Below are 15,851 nucleotides of genomic sequence, written 5' to 3' on the forward strand. Positions count from 1 at the left end.
TCCCATGCATGTCGCCATCCCGCTCTATCCCCGGTTCACCGCGCTGGACGCGGTGGGGCCGTACCAGGTGCTGTCGTTCGCGCCGGGCTGTACGGTCACCTTCGTCGCGGCCGAGCCGGGGCCGGTCCCCGACGACCACGGGACGCTCACGATCGCCGCCACGGCCTCCTACGCCGACCTGCCCGCGCCCGACGTGATCGTGGTCCCCGGCGGCACCGGCACCCTGGACTCCCTGGCCGACGAGGCGCTGGTCGGGTGGATCAGGCAGGCGCACGAGCACACCCGCTGGACGACCTCGGTGTGCAGCGGCTCGCTGCTGCTCGGCGCGGCCGGGCTGCTGACGGGCCAGAAGGCGACCACGCACTGGGCGATCATGGAGTTCCTGGAGCGCTTCGGGGCCGAGCCGGTGAGCGAGCGCGTGGTCATGGCCGGGAAGATCGTGACGGCGGCGGGGGTGTCGGCGGGGATCGACATGGCGCTGACGCTGCTGGCGCGGGTGAGCGATGCCGAGACGGCGCAGAGTGTGCAGCTGGCGATCGAGTACGACCCGCAACCGCCGTTCAACTGCGGCTCACCGAAGACCGCGCCCGAGGGGATGGCCGAGCGGGCCATGAGCCTGATCACCTGACCCGGCGAGTAGGCGCCCCCGTCCCTCCAGCCCGGGACGAGGGCGCCCTCCTTCCGGGCCTATGTCCGGCGGCCCGGAAGGTCCGTAAGGGCAGCGGCGCCGCCGAACTTTGCCCGCTCCGACGGCGGCGCCGCGCCCAGCATCCGGTCCGGCTCTTGGAGCGTTCCAGATGGCCGCCGAGGAGCCGCGCCGCCCGCGTCGGTGCTGCCTGCCATGGTCGACTCCTACGCCGGTTGGAAAGGGCCGGGTGCAGAAGAAACTATGGGGTCGTACGGGGCTCTGGCTTCAGGGCGGCACCTAGGGAAATCCCTAGGGTGCGATCGCGGCCGTCACCCTGAGCGGTCAGTCCACGGTCCCCGTCGGCAGCACGTCGAAGTGCACGATCACATGCCCGACCGGTTCGCCGGGTTCCGCCCTGCCGTCCGACACCGCCCGGTATCTCTCCAGCACCTCGAACACCTCATCACGCATGCTCGCGGTCTCCCGCGGGGTGAGCCGGAGCGAGCGCCTGCCGAAAGCGCTGGCCCGCATCCACTCCTCGGGCGCCCTGGCCGACTCGCCGCGCCAGCGGGACAGTTCCTCGCCGCGCTGGCGTACGAGATCGTCGAGCAGGTAGTCCAGGGCGCCGGCCACCTCCGGGTCGGCGGGCCGCGCCTCGCCGAAGGAGTAGCCGCCGGGCACGATCCGCCAGAATTTCTCCTTGCCCCGCCCCATCCCCTCGACGATCTCGATCATGCCGTGCTTGGCCAGCTCCCGCAGGTGGTAGCTGGTGGCCCCGGTGTTCTGGTCGAGCAGTCCCGCCAGCCCGGTGGCCGTCGAGGGGCCGCGCTGCTCAAGCAGCTCGTAGATCCGCAGGCGCAGCGGGTGAGCGAACGACTTCAGAGCGTTCGCGTCGAGCGTACGGGCCGAGAAACTCTTGCTCTGCATCCTGTGCACGCCTATCTTTGCAAAGAAATCTATGCACACTTCTCCTTACACACTTTATCGGAGCGAAGCATGGCGGGTCTCGGGCGATCGTTCGGGTTCTTGTGGTCATCGACGGCGCTGTCCAACCTGGCGGACGGCGTGCTGAAGGTCGGTGCGCCGCTGCTGGCCGTGTCGCTGACCCGCTCCCCCACCCTGGTCTCCCTGGCGGGGGCCGCCGCCACGCTGCCCTGGTTACTGCTGGCGCTGCACGCGGGCGCCATCGCCGACCGGGCCGACCGCCGCCGGATCATGGTGCGGGCCAACCTCATCAGGGCCGGCATCCTCGCCGCCGCCACCACCCTGGCCGCGCTGGGCCTGCTGAACCTGTGGCTGCTGCTGGCCGCCGTGCTGCTGGCGGGGGTGTGCGAGGTCTTCGCCGACCTCTCCGCGCAGTCCATCCTGCCCATGGCCGTCACCCGGGGCGACCTGACCAGGGCCAACGGCCGCGTGTCCACCGCCCAGATGATCGGCAACGACTTCGTCGGAGCCCCGCTGTCCGGCCTGCTCGTCGTGGCACTGCCCGCGGCGCTCTTCGGCGGCCCCGCCGTTCTGTACGCCGCCGCCGGCCTGCTCCTGCTGGGCATGCGCGGCACGTACCGGCTGCCCGCCCCGCCCGCCCGCCGCCCGATGCGCGCGGACATCGCCGAGGCGCTGCGCTACCTGTGGGGCCACCGGATCCTGCGCGGCCTGGCGATCACGGCCGGGCTGCTCAACCTCGCCAACGCCGCCTACTTCGCCGTCTTCGTGTTGTGGGCGGTCGGCGACGGCTCGCCGATCGGGCTGGAGCCGGGCGAATACGGCCTCATGACCACCGCCTTCGCCATCGGCGCGATCTTCGGTTCGCTGCTGGCGAGCAGGGCCGCCGCGCGGTTCGGCGAACTCGGCACGCTCGTGGGCAACTGGCTGCTCACCAGCCTGCTGCTGCTGGTGCCGGTGCTCGTGCCGTCCCCCTGGACGCTCTACCCGACCGCCGTGTTGTGGGGCCTGCTCGGCGCGGCGGGGAACGTGCTGGTGATCTCGGCCAGGCAGCGGCTGATCCCGGCGGAACTTCTGGGGCGGGTCAATTCGGCATACCGGCTCATCGGCATGGGCGGGATGCCGCTCGGAGCGGCCCTGGGCGGCGTCGTGGCCGAGTTCGCGGGGCTTTCGGCCGCGCTCGCAGGCGCCGTTGGAGTATGTTTGGTGGCAGTCGGACTGGTGTGGCGCGCTTTGTCAGATCATTTTTCAGGGCCTCTGACCAGCGAACCTACACTTTCCGACATATCCAGATCACGTTAGGCACCCTACAGCCTGTGCTGAGGTGACATGATTATCCCCGAGCTTTGAGGGGATGGTATGCGGAAGATCGGCGGACGGTACCTCCTGAACGAGGAGGCCGGTCGTGGGGGTATGGGAGTCGTCTGGCGGGCGTTCGATCAGCTCCTCCACCGTACGGTGGCGCTCAAGGAGCTGACCTTGGCCGGAGAGGCCGAGATGGTACGCCGCCGGGTGCTGCGTGAGGCCAGGATGGCTGCCGGCCTGACGCACCCCAACATCGTCACGGTCCACGACCTGATTGAAGAGGGCGGCAAGCTCTGGATCGTGATGGAGTACCTCGACGGGCTCTCGTTGCACCAGTTGTTGTCCCAGGTCGGCACGCTGCCCGCCCAGTCGGTGGCGGCGATCGGGCAGCACCTGCTCGCGGCGCTGCGCACCGCCCATCAGGCGGGCGTGCTGCACCGTGACGTGAAACCCGCCAACGTGATGCTGACGGGCGACCGGGTGGTGCTGACCGACTTCGGCATAGCGACCGCCGAGGGCGACATCCGCATGACGACCTCGCGCCGGCTGCGCGGCACCCCCGCGTTCATGGCGCCGGAGCGGCTGCACGGAGGGCCGGCCAGCAAGGAGGCCGACATGTGGTCCTTCGGCGCGACGCTCTACAGCGCCATCGAGGGCCAGCCGCCCTACCCGGGGCAGGACGCGGCCACGGTGCTCGGGATGGCCCGCAGCGGGCCGTACCCGCCGCCGCGCCGCGCCGGGGTGATGCGGCCGCTCATCGACGGCCTGCTGCACCACGACCCCGTACGGCGCTGCACGCCCGAGCAGACGGCGGGGTTGCTGGCGGGCATGCGGGCCAGCAACTACCAGGCGGCCATCTGACCCCCGCGGTGACCCGCGCCATCTGACCCGTGGTGACCCGCTGCCGGGCTGCCGTCCGCAGCCCGGCCGACTGTTTGCCGCCCCTCAGTCCAGCTTCTTGGAGGCGCGGGCCTCGGCCTCGGCCGCGTCCATCGCCGCCGCCTCCTCCGGGGTGGGCGCCGTTCCGCCGAGGTGGGCGGGCTGCCACCACACCCCCTGGGGCACCTCCGGGTACGTCCGCTGCGCCCGGTCCACCAGCTCGGACAGCCGCCGATGCAGGTCGGCCGTGTGATCGGCCACGTTCTCCCCGCGCTTGGCGTACATCGGCTCCCCCACCAGGATGGTGACCGGCACGTGCCGCTGCAGCAGCTTGCGCGGCCGTCCCTTGGTCCACAGCCGATGGTCGCCCCACAGCGCCACCGGGATGATGGGCGTGTTGGTGGCCTGAGCCATGCGGATGGCGCCGTTCTTGATCTCCTTGACGGTGAACGACCGGCTGATGGTCGCCTCGGCGAACACGCCCACCACCTCCCCCGCCTTCAGCATCCGCAGCGCCGTGGCGTACGAGCCCGCGCCCGCGCCGCGGTCGACCGGGATGTGGTGCATCCCGCGCATCAGCGGCCCCGAGATGCGGTTGTCGAACACCTCCTGCTTGGCCATGAACCGCACCAGCCGCTTCGACGGCAGCGCGCCGAACCCCGCGAAGATGAAGTCGAGGTAGCTGATGTGGTTGCTCACCAGCACCGCTCCCCCGGACCGCGGCACGTGCTCGGTCCCCTCCAGGTGGAAGCGGATGTCGAGCACGCGAAAGAGGGTCCGCGCGGCGGCGATCACCGGCGGGTACACGATCTCAGCCATGTGCAGAAGGTAACCTACTCAGACGGGTATGACGGTAGTCGGGAGGCTGAGCATCCCCCTGACGTTGCCCTGCGCGGTCCTGGCGATGCCGCTCTGATCTACGTCGTAGTCGGGCGAGACGGCCTTCGTGAGCTCCTCCAGCGCCACCCGCCCCTCCAGGCGGGCGAGCGGGCCGCCGAGGCAGTAGTGGCGGCCGGCGCCGAAACTGATGGCGCGGCCGGTGTCGCGGCTCAGGTCGTAGACGTCGGGGTCGGGGAACACGGACTCGTCGCGATTGGCGGAGCCGATCAGCAGCCACATGTGCGCGCCCTCGGGCACCCGTACGCCGTGCCACTCGGTGTCGCGCGTGAGGCGGCGGGCCACGCCGTGCGCGGGGGTGTCGTAGCGCAGCGACTCCTCCATCCAGCCCTCGATCGCCCCGCCGAAGGCCGCGGCGCGCTGGCCGGGGTTGCGCCACGCCCAGTACCAGGCGGCGCTGAGCAGGTGGGTGGTGGTCTCCGAGCCGGCGCCGATCAGCAGGAACAGGAACGCCACGATGTCGTCGTCGGTCAGCTCCCCGTCGGCGGCCAGCACCGAGACGAGGTCGTCGCGCGGCGTCTTGCGGCGTTCCGTCACGATCGTGCGGTAGTAGTCGTTGAGGCTGACCGCGGTTTCGAGCCCTTCGGCGGACTGACCGCCCGTGGAGGCGTACCGGAGCATGGCGCCGATGCTCCTGCGCACACTCGCCCGGTCGGCCAGTGGCACGCCCACCAGCTCGGAGATCACGTCGAGCGGCAGTTTGACCGCGATGTCGCGGGCGAAGTCGAACGTCCGCCGCTCGACCGCCTGCCCGATGTGATCCTGGGCGATCTTCCTGATCATGGGCTCCAGCGCGGCGACGCGGCGCGGGGTGAAGCCACGGGAGATGGCGGCGCGCATCCGGGTGTGCTCGGGCGGGTCCATCGCCACGAACGACAGGAACGTGCGCGCGTGCCGTCCCCAGGCGCCCTTGTCCAGCATGGGACCGTGGTCGCTGGACAGCAGCGCGCTGTCGGCGAGCGCGGCGGAGACGTCGGCGTGGCGGGACAGCGCCCAGAAGCCGGCGTCGGTGTTGTGGTAGAGCGGTGCCTCGGCACGCAGCCGCGCGTAGACGGGATACGGCTCGTCGTTCACCGCCGGATCGTACGGATTGTAGACGACATCCACCCCGCCCACGCTACGACGCTTGCGCGGCGGTGGAAACGGGCAGATGTTTCGACCATGAAGAAGCTCATCAACGCGGCCGGCTCCGTGGTTGAGGACGCGCTGAACGGCATGGCCGCCGCACACCCGTCGCTGCGGGTCCGCGACCGGGTGGTCTACCGGGCCGAGGGGCCGCGCAACGGGAAGGTGGGCCTGGTGTCGGGCGGCGGCTCGGGGCACGAGCCGCTGCACGCGGGCTTCGTCGGGTACGGCATGCTCGACGCCGCCTGCCCCGGCGAGGTCTTCACCTCACCGGTCCCCGACCAGATCATCGAGGCCACGAAGGGTGTGGACGGCGGCGCCGGGGTGCTGCACATCGTCAAGAACTACACCGGCGACGTGCTCAACTTCGAGATGGCCGCCGAGCTGGTCGAGGACGTCGAGGTGGCCTGCGTGCTGGTGGACGACGACGTGGCCGTGCAGGACTCCCTGTACACCGCGGGCCGCCGCGGCACCGGCGCGACGCTGTTCGTGGAGAAGATGGCCGGGGCGCTGGCCGAGCAGGGCGCGCCACTGGCCGAGGTCGCCGCCGTGGCCTCCGAGGTGGACGAGCGCAGCCGCTCCTTCGGCATCGCACTGACCTCCTGTACGGTCCCGGCCGCCGGCAAGCCCACCTTCGACCTGACGGAGGCGGAGGTGGAGCTGGGCATCGGCATCCACGGCGAGCCGGGCAGGGCCCGGGTGCCGCTGGCTCCGGCCAGGGATCTGGCGGGCATGGCGATGGAGGCGATCGACGGCGACCTGCCGCTGGACGGCGATCTGCTGGTCATGGTCAACGGCATGGGCGGCACGCCGCTCATGGAGCTGTACGTGGTGTTCGCCGAGGTGGCGGCGTACGTCAAGGGCAAGGGGGCGCGGGTGGCACGCTCGCTGGTGGGCAATTACGTGACGAGCCTGGAGATGCAGGGGTTCTCGGTGACCGTCTGCCGGCTCGACGACGCGCTGACCCGGTTGTGGGACGCGCCCGTCGAGACGCCCGGACTGCGCTGGGGGCGGTGATGGAGGCCGACCTGTTCGTGGCCTGGTTCGAGGAGGCGGCCCGGCTGGTACGCGAGAACCGCGACCGGCTGACCCGGCTCGACGCGGCGATCGGCGACGCCGACCACGGGACGAACCTCGACCGCGGCCTGTCCGAGGTGCTCAAGGCGCTGGCCGAGTCCGCGGCGGTGGAGTCGGCTCCCGAGGTGCTGATCACGGCGGGTGCGACGCTGATCCGCCGCGTCGGTGGCGCTTCCGGGCCGCTGTACGGGTCGTTGTTCCGCCAGATGGGCAAGGCGCTGGAGTCGCCGGTGACGCTGGCGCGGTTCGCGGGGGCGTTCGAGGAGGGGGTGGTGGCGGTCGAGCGGCTGGGCAAGGCTTCGCTGGGCGACAAGACCATGGTGGACGCGCTGGCCCCGGCCTCGCGGGCGCTGGCGCTGGCCGTACGGGACGGGGCCGAGGTGGGCGTGGCGCTCGATCAGGCGGCGCGCGCGGCCGGGGAGGGCGCCAAGGCCACGATCCCGTTGCAGGCGCGGAAGGGGCGGGCCAGCTATCTCGGCGAGCGCAGCATCGGCCACGAGGACCCTGGGGCGGCGTCCGCGGCCCTGTTCCTCGCGGCGCTGGCCTCGGTGGCCGGATAAGCGGGTCGGGGGGCGCGGTGGTGGGTTTGGTGCTGGTCTCGCACAGCGCGGCGCTGGCGGCCGAGGCGGTGGCGCTGGTGCGGGGCATCGCGGGCGAGGAGGCGCCGGTGGCGGCGGCCGGCGGGACGCTGGACGGCGGGCTGGGCACGAGCGTGGACCTCATCGAGGCGGCGGTGCGCGGCGTCGATCAGGGTGACGGGGTGGTGCTCATCCCCGACCTCGGCAGCTCGGTGCTGACCGCCCGGCTGCTGGAGGACGACGGGCGGGTGGTGGTGGCGGACGTGCCGTTCGTGGAGGGGGCGATCGCGGCGGCGGTGGTGGCGGGCGCGGGCGCGCCGCTGGCCGACGTGCTGGCGGCGGCCGAGGAGGCCCGCACCTACCGCAAACTTTGACGCGACAAACCGTGACGCGACGCCCCGACCGGCCCGCGCCACCTCACCGGGCCCTCGCGACAGCGTCCCCAATCGCCCCAGCAGCCCTCAGTGCCCCTTGAAAGCCTCCTCCAGCCACCAGGAGCCTCGTTCCCTGGTCACCTTGGCGTGCACCAGCAGGGGGCGCTCCCGGGGGCCCTCCAGCCACTCGGCCACGCCCGCCAGATCCGCCCGCCCGGCGACGGTCACCGCCGCCAGGCCGTGACCCCTGGCGATGGCGGCCAGGTCGGCGGGCGGGAACGTGACCGTGTCCACCGGGTGGCCGTGCGGCCCGAAGTGGTGCACCTCCGCCCCGTACGCCTCGTCGTCGTACACGACGATCACCATGGGCAGGCCCAGCCTGACCACGGTCTCCAGCTCGGCCAGACCCATGAGGGCGCCGCCGTCGCCGAGCGCGGCCACCGGGAGCCGGTCGGGGCGGGCCAGCGCCGCGCCGATCGCGGTGGCCAAACCCAGGCCGACGGACTGGAACGCCTGGGTGAAGCAGAACCCGCCCTCGTCGGGCACGTCGAGGAACATCGAGGGGTAGCCCATGAAGTTCCCCGAGTCGACGGAGACGATCCGCTCGGCGGGCAGCAGGTCGTCCAGGGCGATCGTGAGCGTCCTGGGGTCGATCCGGCCGCCGCCGCTGCCGTCCTCGTACGGGACGTCCCGCCAGCGGCCCTCGGCCCGGATACGGCGGGCGAGCCCGGTGGAGCGGTAGCCGGGCGCCCGGGGAGTCTCCTGGGCCAGCGACCGGGCGACCCGCGCCACGTCCCCCACCACGCCCAGGTCGGCGGGCACGTGCGTCTTGAGCGCCGCCGCGTCGAGGTCTACCTTCGCCACCTTCGTGCCGGGCGAGATGAGGGAGCCGTGGCGGGTGGTCCACATGTTCAGCGCGCAGCCCCAGCCGATCACCAGGTCGGCGCCCCCGATCAGCTCGGCGGCCAGCGGGGTGGCGAAGCCGCCGGACACGTCCAGATCCCAGGGGCTGCCCCGGAACAGGCCCCTGGCCACGGCGGAGGTCGCCAGCAGGGCGCCGGTCCGCTCCGCGAGCTCCTCCAGCTCCCGGCGCGCGTGCCTGGCGCCGCGCCCGGCGATGAACACCGGCCGCCTGGCCGCCGCCAGCGCCCCTGCCAGCGCCGCCACCTCGGTCTCCGACGGCTGTCCCGCGCCCGGGACCGGGTCCCCAAGCGGGCGCGGCAACAAATCGCCCGTCCCCTCGGCCGGGGCGGACTGGACGTCGAGCGGCAGGTTCAGCAGGACCGTGCGCCGCCCGGACACCGCCACCCGGTACGCCTCGGCCGCCTCTTCCACGGCCGTGCCCGCCGAGGTGACCCGCATCGCCACCGCCCCCACCGCCGTGGCCAGGGCGGCCTGGTCGATGTGGAAGTTGGACTGCGCCTCCCGGGTCTCGGCGGCGAGCACGATCAGCGGCGTACGGCTCTTGGCCGCCTCGGTGATGCCCGTCATCGCGTTGGTGAGTCCGGGCCCCTGGTGCACCGACACCACGCCGGCCCGCCCGCTCATCCGGGCGTAGCCGTCCGCCATGGTGGCGGCACCGCCCTCGTGGCGGGCGGCGACGAAGCGCACGCCGCCCGCCACGAGGGCGTTGGTGACGTGGAAGTTGCCGCTGCCGACCACCCCGAAGGCGGTACGGGCCCCGAGCGCGGCCAGGGCCCGCCCGACGGCCTCGGCGACGATCAACGTTCCACCAGGGCCAGCACGCGTACGGGGCTGCCGGAGCCGCCCACGATCGGCAGCGGCGGCGCGACCACGGCGGCGCCGGTCACCGGCAGGCGGTCGATGTTGCGCAACTGGGTCAGGCCGTACTTGCCCGCGCCCAGCAGGAAGGAGTGGCAGGGGAAGGCCGGGTCGAAGGAGTGGGCGGCGCCCGCGTCGGTGCCCACGGTCTCGACGCCGATGCCGAGGATGGGGGTCTCGGAGGCCAGCCACCCGGCGCACTCCGCCGAGACGCCGGGGGTGTGCGAGCCGCTCTCGTCGGCGTTCAGTATGGCGGCCTGGTCGCCGGCGCGGACGTCCCAGCCGGTCCGGTAGAGCAGCCAGCCGCCGTCGGGGAGCGGGCCGTTGACCCGCTCCCACTCCTTGACGTGGTCGATCTCCAGGAGGAAGTCGGGGTCCTTGGCCGCCTCGGCGGCGAAGTCGAGCACCACGGCGGGCGCGATGAGGCTGCGCGTGGGCACCTGGGAGATGTCCTGCCCGTCGCGGCCGGTGACCCAGTGGATGGGGGCGTCGAAGTGGGTGCCGCTGTGCTCGCTGGTGTGGATGTTGTTCCAGTACCAGGCCGGGCCGCGGTCGTCGTACCGGCTGATCTCCTCCAGCCGGAACGGCAGCGCGTTGCTGAACGGCGGCGGCAACTGGAGGATCGGCGTCTCCGCCGTGAGGGGCGCGGTCAGGTCGATCACTTCGATCGCCCCGCTGCGCACGCTGTCCACGAAGCTCCGCAACACCGACATGTCTCCTCCTTGGTAGGGCTGAGCGCATCCTCCTACGCCCGCCCTACCAGAGCAAACACGCCTACCGGCAGGCCGTCCGGGTGGCGTCCAGGTCGTAGGTCTTCTTCAGCGAGTTGAAGTTCTGGGCGTTGGACTTGGCGCAGAACTGGGCGGTGGTCAGCTCGTACTCGACCTGGAAGACGGCCTTGCCCGCCTTGACGAACTGGTCGTAGCCGTACTTGCCGTTCTGCGCGGTGGTGCACTCCGAGTACTGCCAGCACTGCTCGTTCACCGCGAAGTCGAAGTACGGCAGGAGCTGCGGGATCTGCGCCACGTCGTTCTTGAGCCCGACCGACAGGCCGCGCTTGTGGGCCTCGTTGGCGAGCCAGGCGTTGTAGGCGAGCTGGTCGGCGGCCGTGAGCGGGAAGCCGCTGTCGTTGGTGTAGGCGTCGACGTTGTCGGGCTCGACGGCGTCGAACCCGGCGGCCTTGCACATGTCGAGCCTGGCCTTCATGATCTCGCCGAGCTTGCCGGTGTACTGGCGGATGTCGAGCCAGCGCTCGCCCTCCCACTCGTCCAGCGGCTCGCCGAGCACGGAGTCGGGGAACTGGCCCGCGTCGGGGCGCCAGTCCTCGTGTGAGCCCGCGCTGATGTAGCAGACGACCTTGCGGCCGGGCTTGGCGGCCTTGATCGAGGCGACGATCTTGCCGTTCTTGGCGGCCTCGAAGCCGTCGAAGTCGTACATCTGCACATTGAGGTACGGCTTGGCGGGCAGCGACTTGAGCTGCCACTCCCAGCTCGTGTTCAGTGCCGGCTTCCAGCAGCCGTCGCACGGCACCGGGTCGGGCAGCGCCGCCGCCCGGGCGGGGGCGGTGGAGACGAGGGCGGTGGCGGCCAGGGCCAGGGCGGAGACGATTACGGACAGACGCATGAGCACTCCTCGCGAACGGAAACAACGGTTCGGATCGGTGGCGACCGCGCGCTGTTCCGCACTCTCCGCTTCGCGCCTGGCCAGGGGCGCCGGAGTGGCGTGGTCCATAGAACGCAGGACGGCACGCCAGCACGCTCGGGCGTGCCTCCCTTCCTTCCTTCGCCCGACAGAATTGCGCGATTCTGACATGTTGTCCAGCGGTTCAGGCAGAAAGGGACGTCAAGCCGGTTTCCAGTCGGCGCATCCGCCGGTCTGGAACGCCTTGTCGGTGGCCTGGATGGTGACCGTGGCGGCGCCCGTCGGCATGCCGGTGGCGATCACGCCGTCGGTCGTGGTGCGCAGCCTGGCCCAGTAGCACATGGGGAAGCCGGGGGACGGCCCGGTCGTGCGGTAGGTGCCGGGCTGGATGTCGGTGCCCACGACGAGCGTCTTCAGCATGGAGGACAGGTCGAGCGCGGGGCTGGTGGCTCCCCCGGTGCCCGGCTGTCCGGTCTGCCCGGTCTGAGGCGGGGTGGGCTGGCCCGGTTGCCCCGTCTGGCCCGGCTGGCTCGGCAGCCCCGTCTGGCCCGGCTGGCTCGGCTGCCCCGTCTGGCCCGGCTGGGTGGGCTGGGTCTGGGTGGGCACGCTCGGCGGCGGGCTGACCGGTGGCGAGGACTCGGCCGGGGACGTGGGGTCGAGTGGCGGCTCGCTCTCCTCGACCGTCACGGTCTCCCTGGGCTCCGGCTCGGTTGTGGTGCTCGCGCCGAACCCCACGAACACTCCCAGCAGGAACCCGAGCAGGGCGGCCAAACCAGCGACGAGCACGATGATGGGAGGACTGCTCGTCGCCCGCGGGTATTCGGGGTACTCATGAGGAGGTGGGGGCCCGTACATCACGGACCAAGGGTGCCACCTCTGTCAACGATGGAGATAGTCGACAAGCGACGCCTTCTCCGTCTCCAGCTCCTCGATGGCGCTCTTGACCACGTCGCCGATGCTCACGATCCCGATGAGCCGGCCGTTCTCGACGACGGGCGTGTGCCGGAAGCGCTGCGTGGTCATGGTGCGGCGCAGCGAGTCGACGTTCTCGCCGGGGCCGACCGTGGTGACCTCGGTGGTCATGATCTCCGATACGGGAGCGTCGAGCACGTCCGGGCCGCGGTCGTGCAGGCGCCGCACGACGTCGCGTTCGGAGACGATCCCCTCGATGGTGACGCCGTCCGAGGAGACGACGACGGCTCCGATGTTGTGCTCGGCGAGCTGGGCCAGCAGTTCGCGTACCGTGGCTCCGGGCGCCACCGTCGTCACGTCGCCGCCCTTGCCCCGAAGGATCGTCCCGATGAGCATGTGCATCACCCCTGCCCTCAGTGTTCCAAGCCTGGGTCCAGGCAAACAAGCATGTGGGGACGCCGTCAAGCTCTCACGTAGGCTGCATCCGGTACGGAATCCCGTACAAAACCGCAATAACCCCCAAGGACCGACGAATGACCGAGCCGCTCAACACCGGAAGTCACGACCTGCCCGTCACCGACGAGCTGGCCGCGTTCATGCGCACCGGCTGGGCGCCGGCCGGACGGGCCGAGGTGAGCGCGCGGCCGATCACGCCGTGGGCGGCCAAACGGCGGGCCGCTCTGGCGCAGCGTTTCCCCGGCGAGCGGCTGGTGATCCCGGCGGGCACGCTGAAGGTGCGCAGCAACGACTGCGACTACCGGTTCAGGCCGCACAGCGCGTACTCGTACCTGACCGGGGCCAACGAGTCCGACGATGTCCTGGTGATCGAGCCGTCCGGCCGGGCCGTCCTGTACGTCAGGCCGCGCGCCCCGCGCGAGGAGGGCCAGGAGTTCTACCGCGACCGCCGCTACGGCGAGTTCTGGGCCGGTCCGCGCCCCGACCTGGCCGAGGCCGCGGAGCTGTACCAGATCGACTGCGCCCACATCCGCGAGCTGGAGCTGACGGGCCCGGCCAGGGTGCTGCGCGGCGTGGACGCATCGGTGGACGCGCGGGTGGAGAAGGGCGGGGGCGACGCGGAGCTGGAGTCGTTCCTGTCGGAGATGCGGCTGGTCAAGGACGAGTGGGAGCTCGGCGAGTTGCAAGGGGCCGTGGACGCCACCGCTCGCGGCTTCGAGGACGTCGTACGCGCCCTGCCGACGGCCATCGGGCGCCCCAGGGGCGAACGGTACCTGGAGGGCGTCTTCGGGCTGCGCTCGCGCCTTGAGGGCAACGCGGTCGGCTACGACAGCATCGTGGCGTCCGGGTCGCACGCCTGCGTGCTGCACTGGATCCGCAACGACGGCGCGCTGAACCCCAATGACCTGCTGCTCATGGACGCCGGAGTCGAGTCCGACACCCTCTACACCGCCGACGTGACTCGTACCATCCCCATGTCGGGCCGGTTCAGCGCGGTGCAGCGGCAGGCGTACGAGCTGGTGTACGAGGCCCAGACGGCGGCCATCGCCACGCTGCGCCCCGGCGCCCGCTTCCGCGACTTCCACCAGGCGGCCATGCGCGTCATCTGCGAAGGGCTGCGCGACTGGGGCCTGCTCAGGCAGTCGGTCGACGAGCTGATGGAGACGGGCCTGTACCGGCGCTACACGCTGTGCAGCAGCGGCCACATGCTCGGCCTGGACGTGCACGACTGCGCGAAGTCCCGCGCCGAGGTCTACCTGGACGGCGTCCTGGAGGAGGGGTACGTGCTGACCGTCGAGCCGGGCCTGTACCTGCAGCCCGACGACCTGACGCTGCCGGAGGAGCTGCGCGGCATCGGCGTGCGCATCGAGGACGACCTGGTCATCACCGCCGACGGCGCCAGGCTGATGTCGGGCGCGCTGCCCCGCCACCCGGACGAGGTGGAGTCCTGGATGGGCGGCCTGCTGTAACGGAACGGCCACGTTTCGTACCTGACTGACAAGGCGCGGCCCGGCTCTCATCGCTTTCCCGCAAATTCCCACCGAAGCATCGACTACTGGACAACCCGTCAGTACGGTTGCCGAATCCGTAGACGGCGGAGGTGGCGATGGCCTGGCCCGGGTACGTCGGACGCCGCGCCGGCTCGGTCCTCGGCCAGGTCGGAGACCTGTTCGTCATCGTTCTTGAGGGCCTGCGCCGGAGCTGGGACGTCCGGCACTGGTGGTGGGAGTTCGTCGGCCAGTGCTGGTTCCTGGCCCGTGTCACCAGCGTTCCCGTGTTGCTGGTCGCCCTGCCGCTGGGCGCCACCGTGGCTCTCCAGGTGGGCGAGCTGGCCCGCCAGCTCGGCGCCGGCTCGGCCACCGGCAGCGCGGTCTTCGTCGGCCTCATCCGTGAGGTGGCGCCGCTGGCCAGCGCGCTGCTGATCGCCGGGGCCGGCGGCAGCGCGATGACCTCCGACATCGGCGCCCGGCACATCCGCGACGAACTGAGCGCGATGGAGGTCATGTCGGTCAACCCGATCCATCGCCTGGTCACGCCGCGCATGTGGGCGGCCAGCACGGTCGCGGTGTGCCTGTGCCCGCTGGTCATCGTGGCGGGCGCGGCCGGGGGCTACTTCTTCAACGTGGTCGTGCAGGGTGTCACGCCGGGCGCGTACTTCGACGGGGCACTGTCGCTCGTCGTCGCCTCCGACCTGTACGTGACGCTGTTCAAGGCGTGGATCTTCGGGTTCGTCGCGGCCGGGGTGGCCTGCTGGAAGGGCATGACCTGCGCGACCAGCCCGGTCGGGGTGGGGCGGGCGGTCAACCAGGCGACCGTGGTGACGTTCATGCTGGTCTTCACGCTCAACTACGTGATCTCGGCCGTGTACTTCCTGGCCTACCCGCCGAGGTCGCTCTGATGGTCACGCGGACCGCCGGCCTCCGGATCGCCCTGCGGGGGCGGGACGCCGCCGAGCGGTTCGCGACGCTGGCCGACTGGCCGGTGTTCGTGGCCAAGGTGCTGCTGTACTCCGTACGCGACGTCGTGCTGCGCCTGAAGTACGGCAAGGTCGTCGTCCGGCAGGTCAGCGACGTCGTGGTGGGCGTCGGCGCGACCGTCATCGGCGGCGGCATGATCTTCGTGGTGTTCACGATGGCGTTCGTCGTGGGCGCGACCGTGGGGCTGCAGGGCTACCAGGGGCTGCAGGCCATCGGCGCGGAGTCGTTCATGGGGCTGGTCGGCAGCTTCGCCAACGTCCGCGAGATCACCCCGATCATCGCCGCCACGGCGCTGGCGGCGCAGGTCGGCTCGTCGTTCACGGCGGAGCTCGGCGCGATGCGGATCTCGGAGGAGATCGACGCGCTGGAGGTGATGGGCATCAACGCCTTCACCTACCTGATCTGCACCAGGGTCGTGGCGGCGCTGCTGGCGCTGGTGCCGATCTATCTGATCGCGCTGTTCGCCAGCTTCTTCGCCACCAGGCTCATGTGCACCGCGCTGTTCGGGCTAGCGCCGGGCGTCTACGACTACTACTTCTACCTGTACCTGCCGGTCAGCGACATCGCGTTCAGCGTCGCCAAGGTCGCCGTGTTCGCCTTCGCGGTGATCGTGATCCACTGCTTCCACGGTTTCTACGCCACCGGCGGCCCCGTGGGCGTGGGGGTGGCGGCGGGCCGGGCCATCCGCCAGTCGATCGTCACGATCGTGCTGCTCAACCTGCTGTTGTCGTACCTGTTCTGGGGCGGCGGCGGCAACATACCGCTGACGGGGTGAGCC

The 15,851-nt window shown here is 71.3% G+C and carries 17 protein-coding genes; 9 read left to right on the forward strand and 8 right to left on the reverse strand.

The annotated features are described in order from the left end of the window. Window positions 1-4: 4 nt before the first annotated feature. A complete protein-coding gene (locus AB0I81_RS41355; protein ID WP_360669190.1) occupies window positions 5-628 on the forward strand; it encodes a DJ-1/PfpI family protein in 624 nt (207 codons plus the stop codon). Between the two features lie 342 nt (window positions 629-970). Here the strand turns inward: AB0I81_RS41355 and AB0I81_RS41360 are convergent, their stop codons facing one another. Beyond that, window positions 971-1,555 (reverse strand): helix-turn-helix domain-containing protein, encoded by a 585-nt coding sequence (locus AB0I81_RS41360; protein ID WP_360669193.1) that lies wholly within the window; start codon window positions 1,553-1,555, stop codon window positions 971-973. A 69-nt stretch (window positions 1,556-1,624) separates the two neighbouring features. On the opposite strand from AB0I81_RS41360, the gene AB0I81_RS41365 reads away from it, so the two are divergent. Continuing rightward, complete coding sequence (locus tag AB0I81_RS41365) at window positions 1,625-2,872, forward strand: MFS transporter (protein WP_360669196.1); 1,248 nt, start codon at window positions 1,625-1,627, stop codon at window positions 2,870-2,872. Window positions 2,873-2,929: 57 nt separating this feature from the next. Further along, window positions 2,930-3,736: a serine/threonine-protein kinase gene (locus AB0I81_RS41370; protein WP_360669199.1), complete on the forward strand. Its 807-nt coding sequence runs from the start codon at window positions 2,930-2,932 to the stop codon at window positions 3,734-3,736. Window positions 3,737-3,820: 84 nt separating this feature from the next. Here the strand turns inward: AB0I81_RS41370 and AB0I81_RS41375 are convergent, their stop codons facing one another. After that, window positions 3,821-4,573: a lysophospholipid acyltransferase family protein gene (locus AB0I81_RS41375; protein ID WP_360669202.1), complete on the reverse strand. Its 753-nt coding sequence runs from the start codon at window positions 4,571-4,573 to the stop codon at window positions 3,821-3,823. 18 nt (window positions 4,574-4,591) lie between these two features. Continuing rightward, the gene (locus AB0I81_RS41380; RefSeq protein ID WP_360669205.1) at window positions 4,592-5,758 is read right to left on the reverse strand and encodes a cytochrome P450; all 1,167 of its coding nucleotides are present in this window, start codon (window positions 5,756-5,758) and stop codon (window positions 4,592-4,594) included. A 54-nt stretch (window positions 5,759-5,812) separates the two neighbouring features. Between AB0I81_RS41380 and dhaK the strand changes: the two genes are divergently transcribed. Genes dhaK through AB0I81_RS41395 form a run of 3 tightly spaced genes read left to right on the forward strand, consistent with a single transcriptional unit; the run spans window position 5,813 to window position 7,805 of the window. Further along, window positions 5,813-6,793: a dihydroxyacetone kinase subunit DhaK gene (dhaK, locus tag AB0I81_RS41385; RefSeq protein ID WP_360669208.1), complete on the forward strand. Its 981-nt coding sequence runs from the start codon at window positions 5,813-5,815 to the stop codon at window positions 6,791-6,793. Next, a complete protein-coding gene (gene dhaL, locus AB0I81_RS41390) occupies window positions 6,793-7,413 on the forward strand; it encodes a dihydroxyacetone kinase subunit DhaL (RefSeq protein WP_360669701.1) in 621 nt (206 codons plus the stop codon). The genes dhaK and dhaL overlap by 1 nt, the downstream gene beginning before the upstream one ends. A 17-nt stretch (window positions 7,414-7,430) precedes the next feature. Then, entirely contained in the window at window positions 7,431-7,805 is a 375-nt protein-coding gene (locus AB0I81_RS41395; RefSeq protein WP_360669210.1) for a phosphoenolpyruvate--protein phosphotransferase, read from the forward strand. An 87-nt stretch (window positions 7,806-7,892) separates the two neighbouring features. Here AB0I81_RS41395 and AB0I81_RS41400 read toward each other — a convergent pair whose 3' ends face one another. The 5 genes from AB0I81_RS41400 to AB0I81_RS41420 all read right to left on the reverse strand — a co-directional run bounded on the left by AB0I81_RS41400 (window position 7,893) and on the right by AB0I81_RS41420 (window position 12,536). Further along, window positions 7,893-9,530, reverse strand: coding sequence for a thiamine pyrophosphate-binding protein (locus tag AB0I81_RS41400; protein ID WP_360669212.1), 1,638 nt, complete (start codon window positions 9,528-9,530; stop codon window positions 7,893-7,895). Beyond that, window positions 9,527-10,300 carry a cyclase family protein gene (locus tag AB0I81_RS41405; RefSeq protein ID WP_360669215.1) on the reverse strand — a complete coding sequence of 258 codons (774 nt, stop codon included), beginning with the start codon at window positions 10,298-10,300 and terminating at the stop codon, window positions 9,527-9,529. The genes AB0I81_RS41400 and AB0I81_RS41405 overlap by 4 nt, the downstream gene beginning before the upstream one ends. Window positions 10,301-10,361: 61 nt before the next feature. After that, window positions 10,362-11,210, reverse strand: a complete 849-nt coding sequence (locus AB0I81_RS41410) for an endo alpha-1,4 polygalactosaminidase (RefSeq protein WP_360669218.1) — start codon at window positions 11,208-11,210, stop codon at window positions 10,362-10,364. Window positions 11,211-11,429: 219 nt separating this feature from the next. Then, entirely contained in the window at window positions 11,430-12,083 is a 654-nt protein-coding gene (locus AB0I81_RS41415) for a hypothetical protein (RefSeq protein WP_360669704.1), read from the reverse strand. Between the two features lie 24 nt (window positions 12,084-12,107). Next, window positions 12,108-12,536 (reverse strand): CBS domain-containing protein, encoded by a 429-nt coding sequence (locus AB0I81_RS41420; RefSeq protein ID WP_360669221.1) that lies wholly within the window; start codon window positions 12,534-12,536, stop codon window positions 12,108-12,110. Window positions 12,537-12,673: 137 nt separating this feature from the next. Between AB0I81_RS41420 and AB0I81_RS41425 the strand changes: the two genes are divergently transcribed. The 3 genes from AB0I81_RS41425 (at window position 12,674) to AB0I81_RS41435 (ending at window position 15,848) form a co-directional block, all read left to right on the forward strand. Further along, window positions 12,674-14,065 (forward strand): aminopeptidase P family protein, encoded by a 1,392-nt coding sequence (locus tag AB0I81_RS41425; RefSeq protein WP_360669224.1) that lies wholly within the window; start codon window positions 12,674-12,676, stop codon window positions 14,063-14,065. A 137-nt stretch (window positions 14,066-14,202) separates the two neighbouring features. Beyond that, entirely contained in the window at window positions 14,203-14,994 is a 792-nt protein-coding gene (locus AB0I81_RS41430; RefSeq protein WP_360669227.1) for an ABC transporter permease, read from the forward strand. Continuing rightward, window positions 14,994-15,848, forward strand: coding sequence for an ABC transporter permease (locus tag AB0I81_RS41435; RefSeq protein WP_360669230.1), 855 nt, complete (start codon window positions 14,994-14,996; stop codon window positions 15,846-15,848). Before AB0I81_RS41430 ends, AB0I81_RS41435 begins: the two co-directional genes overlap by 1 nt. Window positions 15,849-15,851 lie beyond the last annotated feature (3 nt).

Source organism: Nonomuraea sp. NPDC050404, assembly GCF_040655495.1.
GTDB lineage: Bacteria > Actinomycetota > Actinomycetes > Streptosporangiales > Streptosporangiaceae > Nonomuraea.

Excerpts from the sequence above, each read along its gene's own strand:
- dhaL (WP_360669701.1), top strand. The coding sequence starts at position 6,793 with ATGGAGGCCGACCTGTTCGTGGCCTGGTTCGAGGAGGCGGCCCGGCTG.
- AB0I81_RS41370 (WP_360669199.1), top strand. The coding sequence starts at position 2,930 with ATGCGGAAGATCGGCGGACGGTACCTCCTGAACGAGGAGGCCGGTCGT.
- AB0I81_RS41410 (WP_360669218.1), bottom strand. The coding sequence starts at position 11,210 with ATGCGTCTGTCCGTAATCGTCTCCGCCCTGGCCCTGGCCGCCACCGCC.
- AB0I81_RS41405 (WP_360669215.1), bottom strand. The coding sequence starts at position 10,300 with ATGTCGGTGTTGCGGAGCTTCGTGGACAGCGTGCGCAGCGGGGCGATC.
- AB0I81_RS41430 (WP_360669227.1), top strand. The coding sequence starts at position 14,203 with ATGGCCTGGCCCGGGTACGTCGGACGCCGCGCCGGCTCGGTCCTCGGC.
- AB0I81_RS41360 (WP_360669193.1), bottom strand. The coding sequence starts at position 1,555 with ATGCAGAGCAAGAGTTTCTCGGCCCGTACGCTCGACGCGAACGCTCTG.
- AB0I81_RS41375 (WP_360669202.1), bottom strand. The coding sequence starts at position 4,573 with ATGGCTGAGATCGTGTACCCGCCGGTGATCGCCGCCGCGCGGACCCTC.
- AB0I81_RS41355 (WP_360669190.1), top strand. The coding sequence starts at position 5 with ATGCATGTCGCCATCCCGCTCTATCCCCGGTTCACCGCGCTGGACGCG.
- AB0I81_RS41365 (WP_360669196.1), top strand. The coding sequence starts at position 1,625 with ATGGCGGGTCTCGGGCGATCGTTCGGGTTCTTGTGGTCATCGACGGCG.
- dhaK (WP_360669208.1), top strand. The coding sequence starts at position 5,813 with ATGAAGAAGCTCATCAACGCGGCCGGCTCCGTGGTTGAGGACGCGCTG.
- AB0I81_RS41415 (WP_360669704.1), bottom strand. The coding sequence starts at position 12,083 with ATGTACGGGCCCCCACCTCCTCATGAGTACCCCGAATACCCGCGGGCG.
- AB0I81_RS41420 (WP_360669221.1), bottom strand. The coding sequence starts at position 12,536 with ATGCTCATCGGGACGATCCTTCGGGGCAAGGGCGGCGACGTGACGACG.
- AB0I81_RS41425 (WP_360669224.1), top strand. The coding sequence starts at position 12,674 with ATGACCGAGCCGCTCAACACCGGAAGTCACGACCTGCCCGTCACCGAC.
- AB0I81_RS41435 (WP_360669230.1), top strand. The coding sequence starts at position 14,994 with ATGGTCACGCGGACCGCCGGCCTCCGGATCGCCCTGCGGGGGCGGGAC.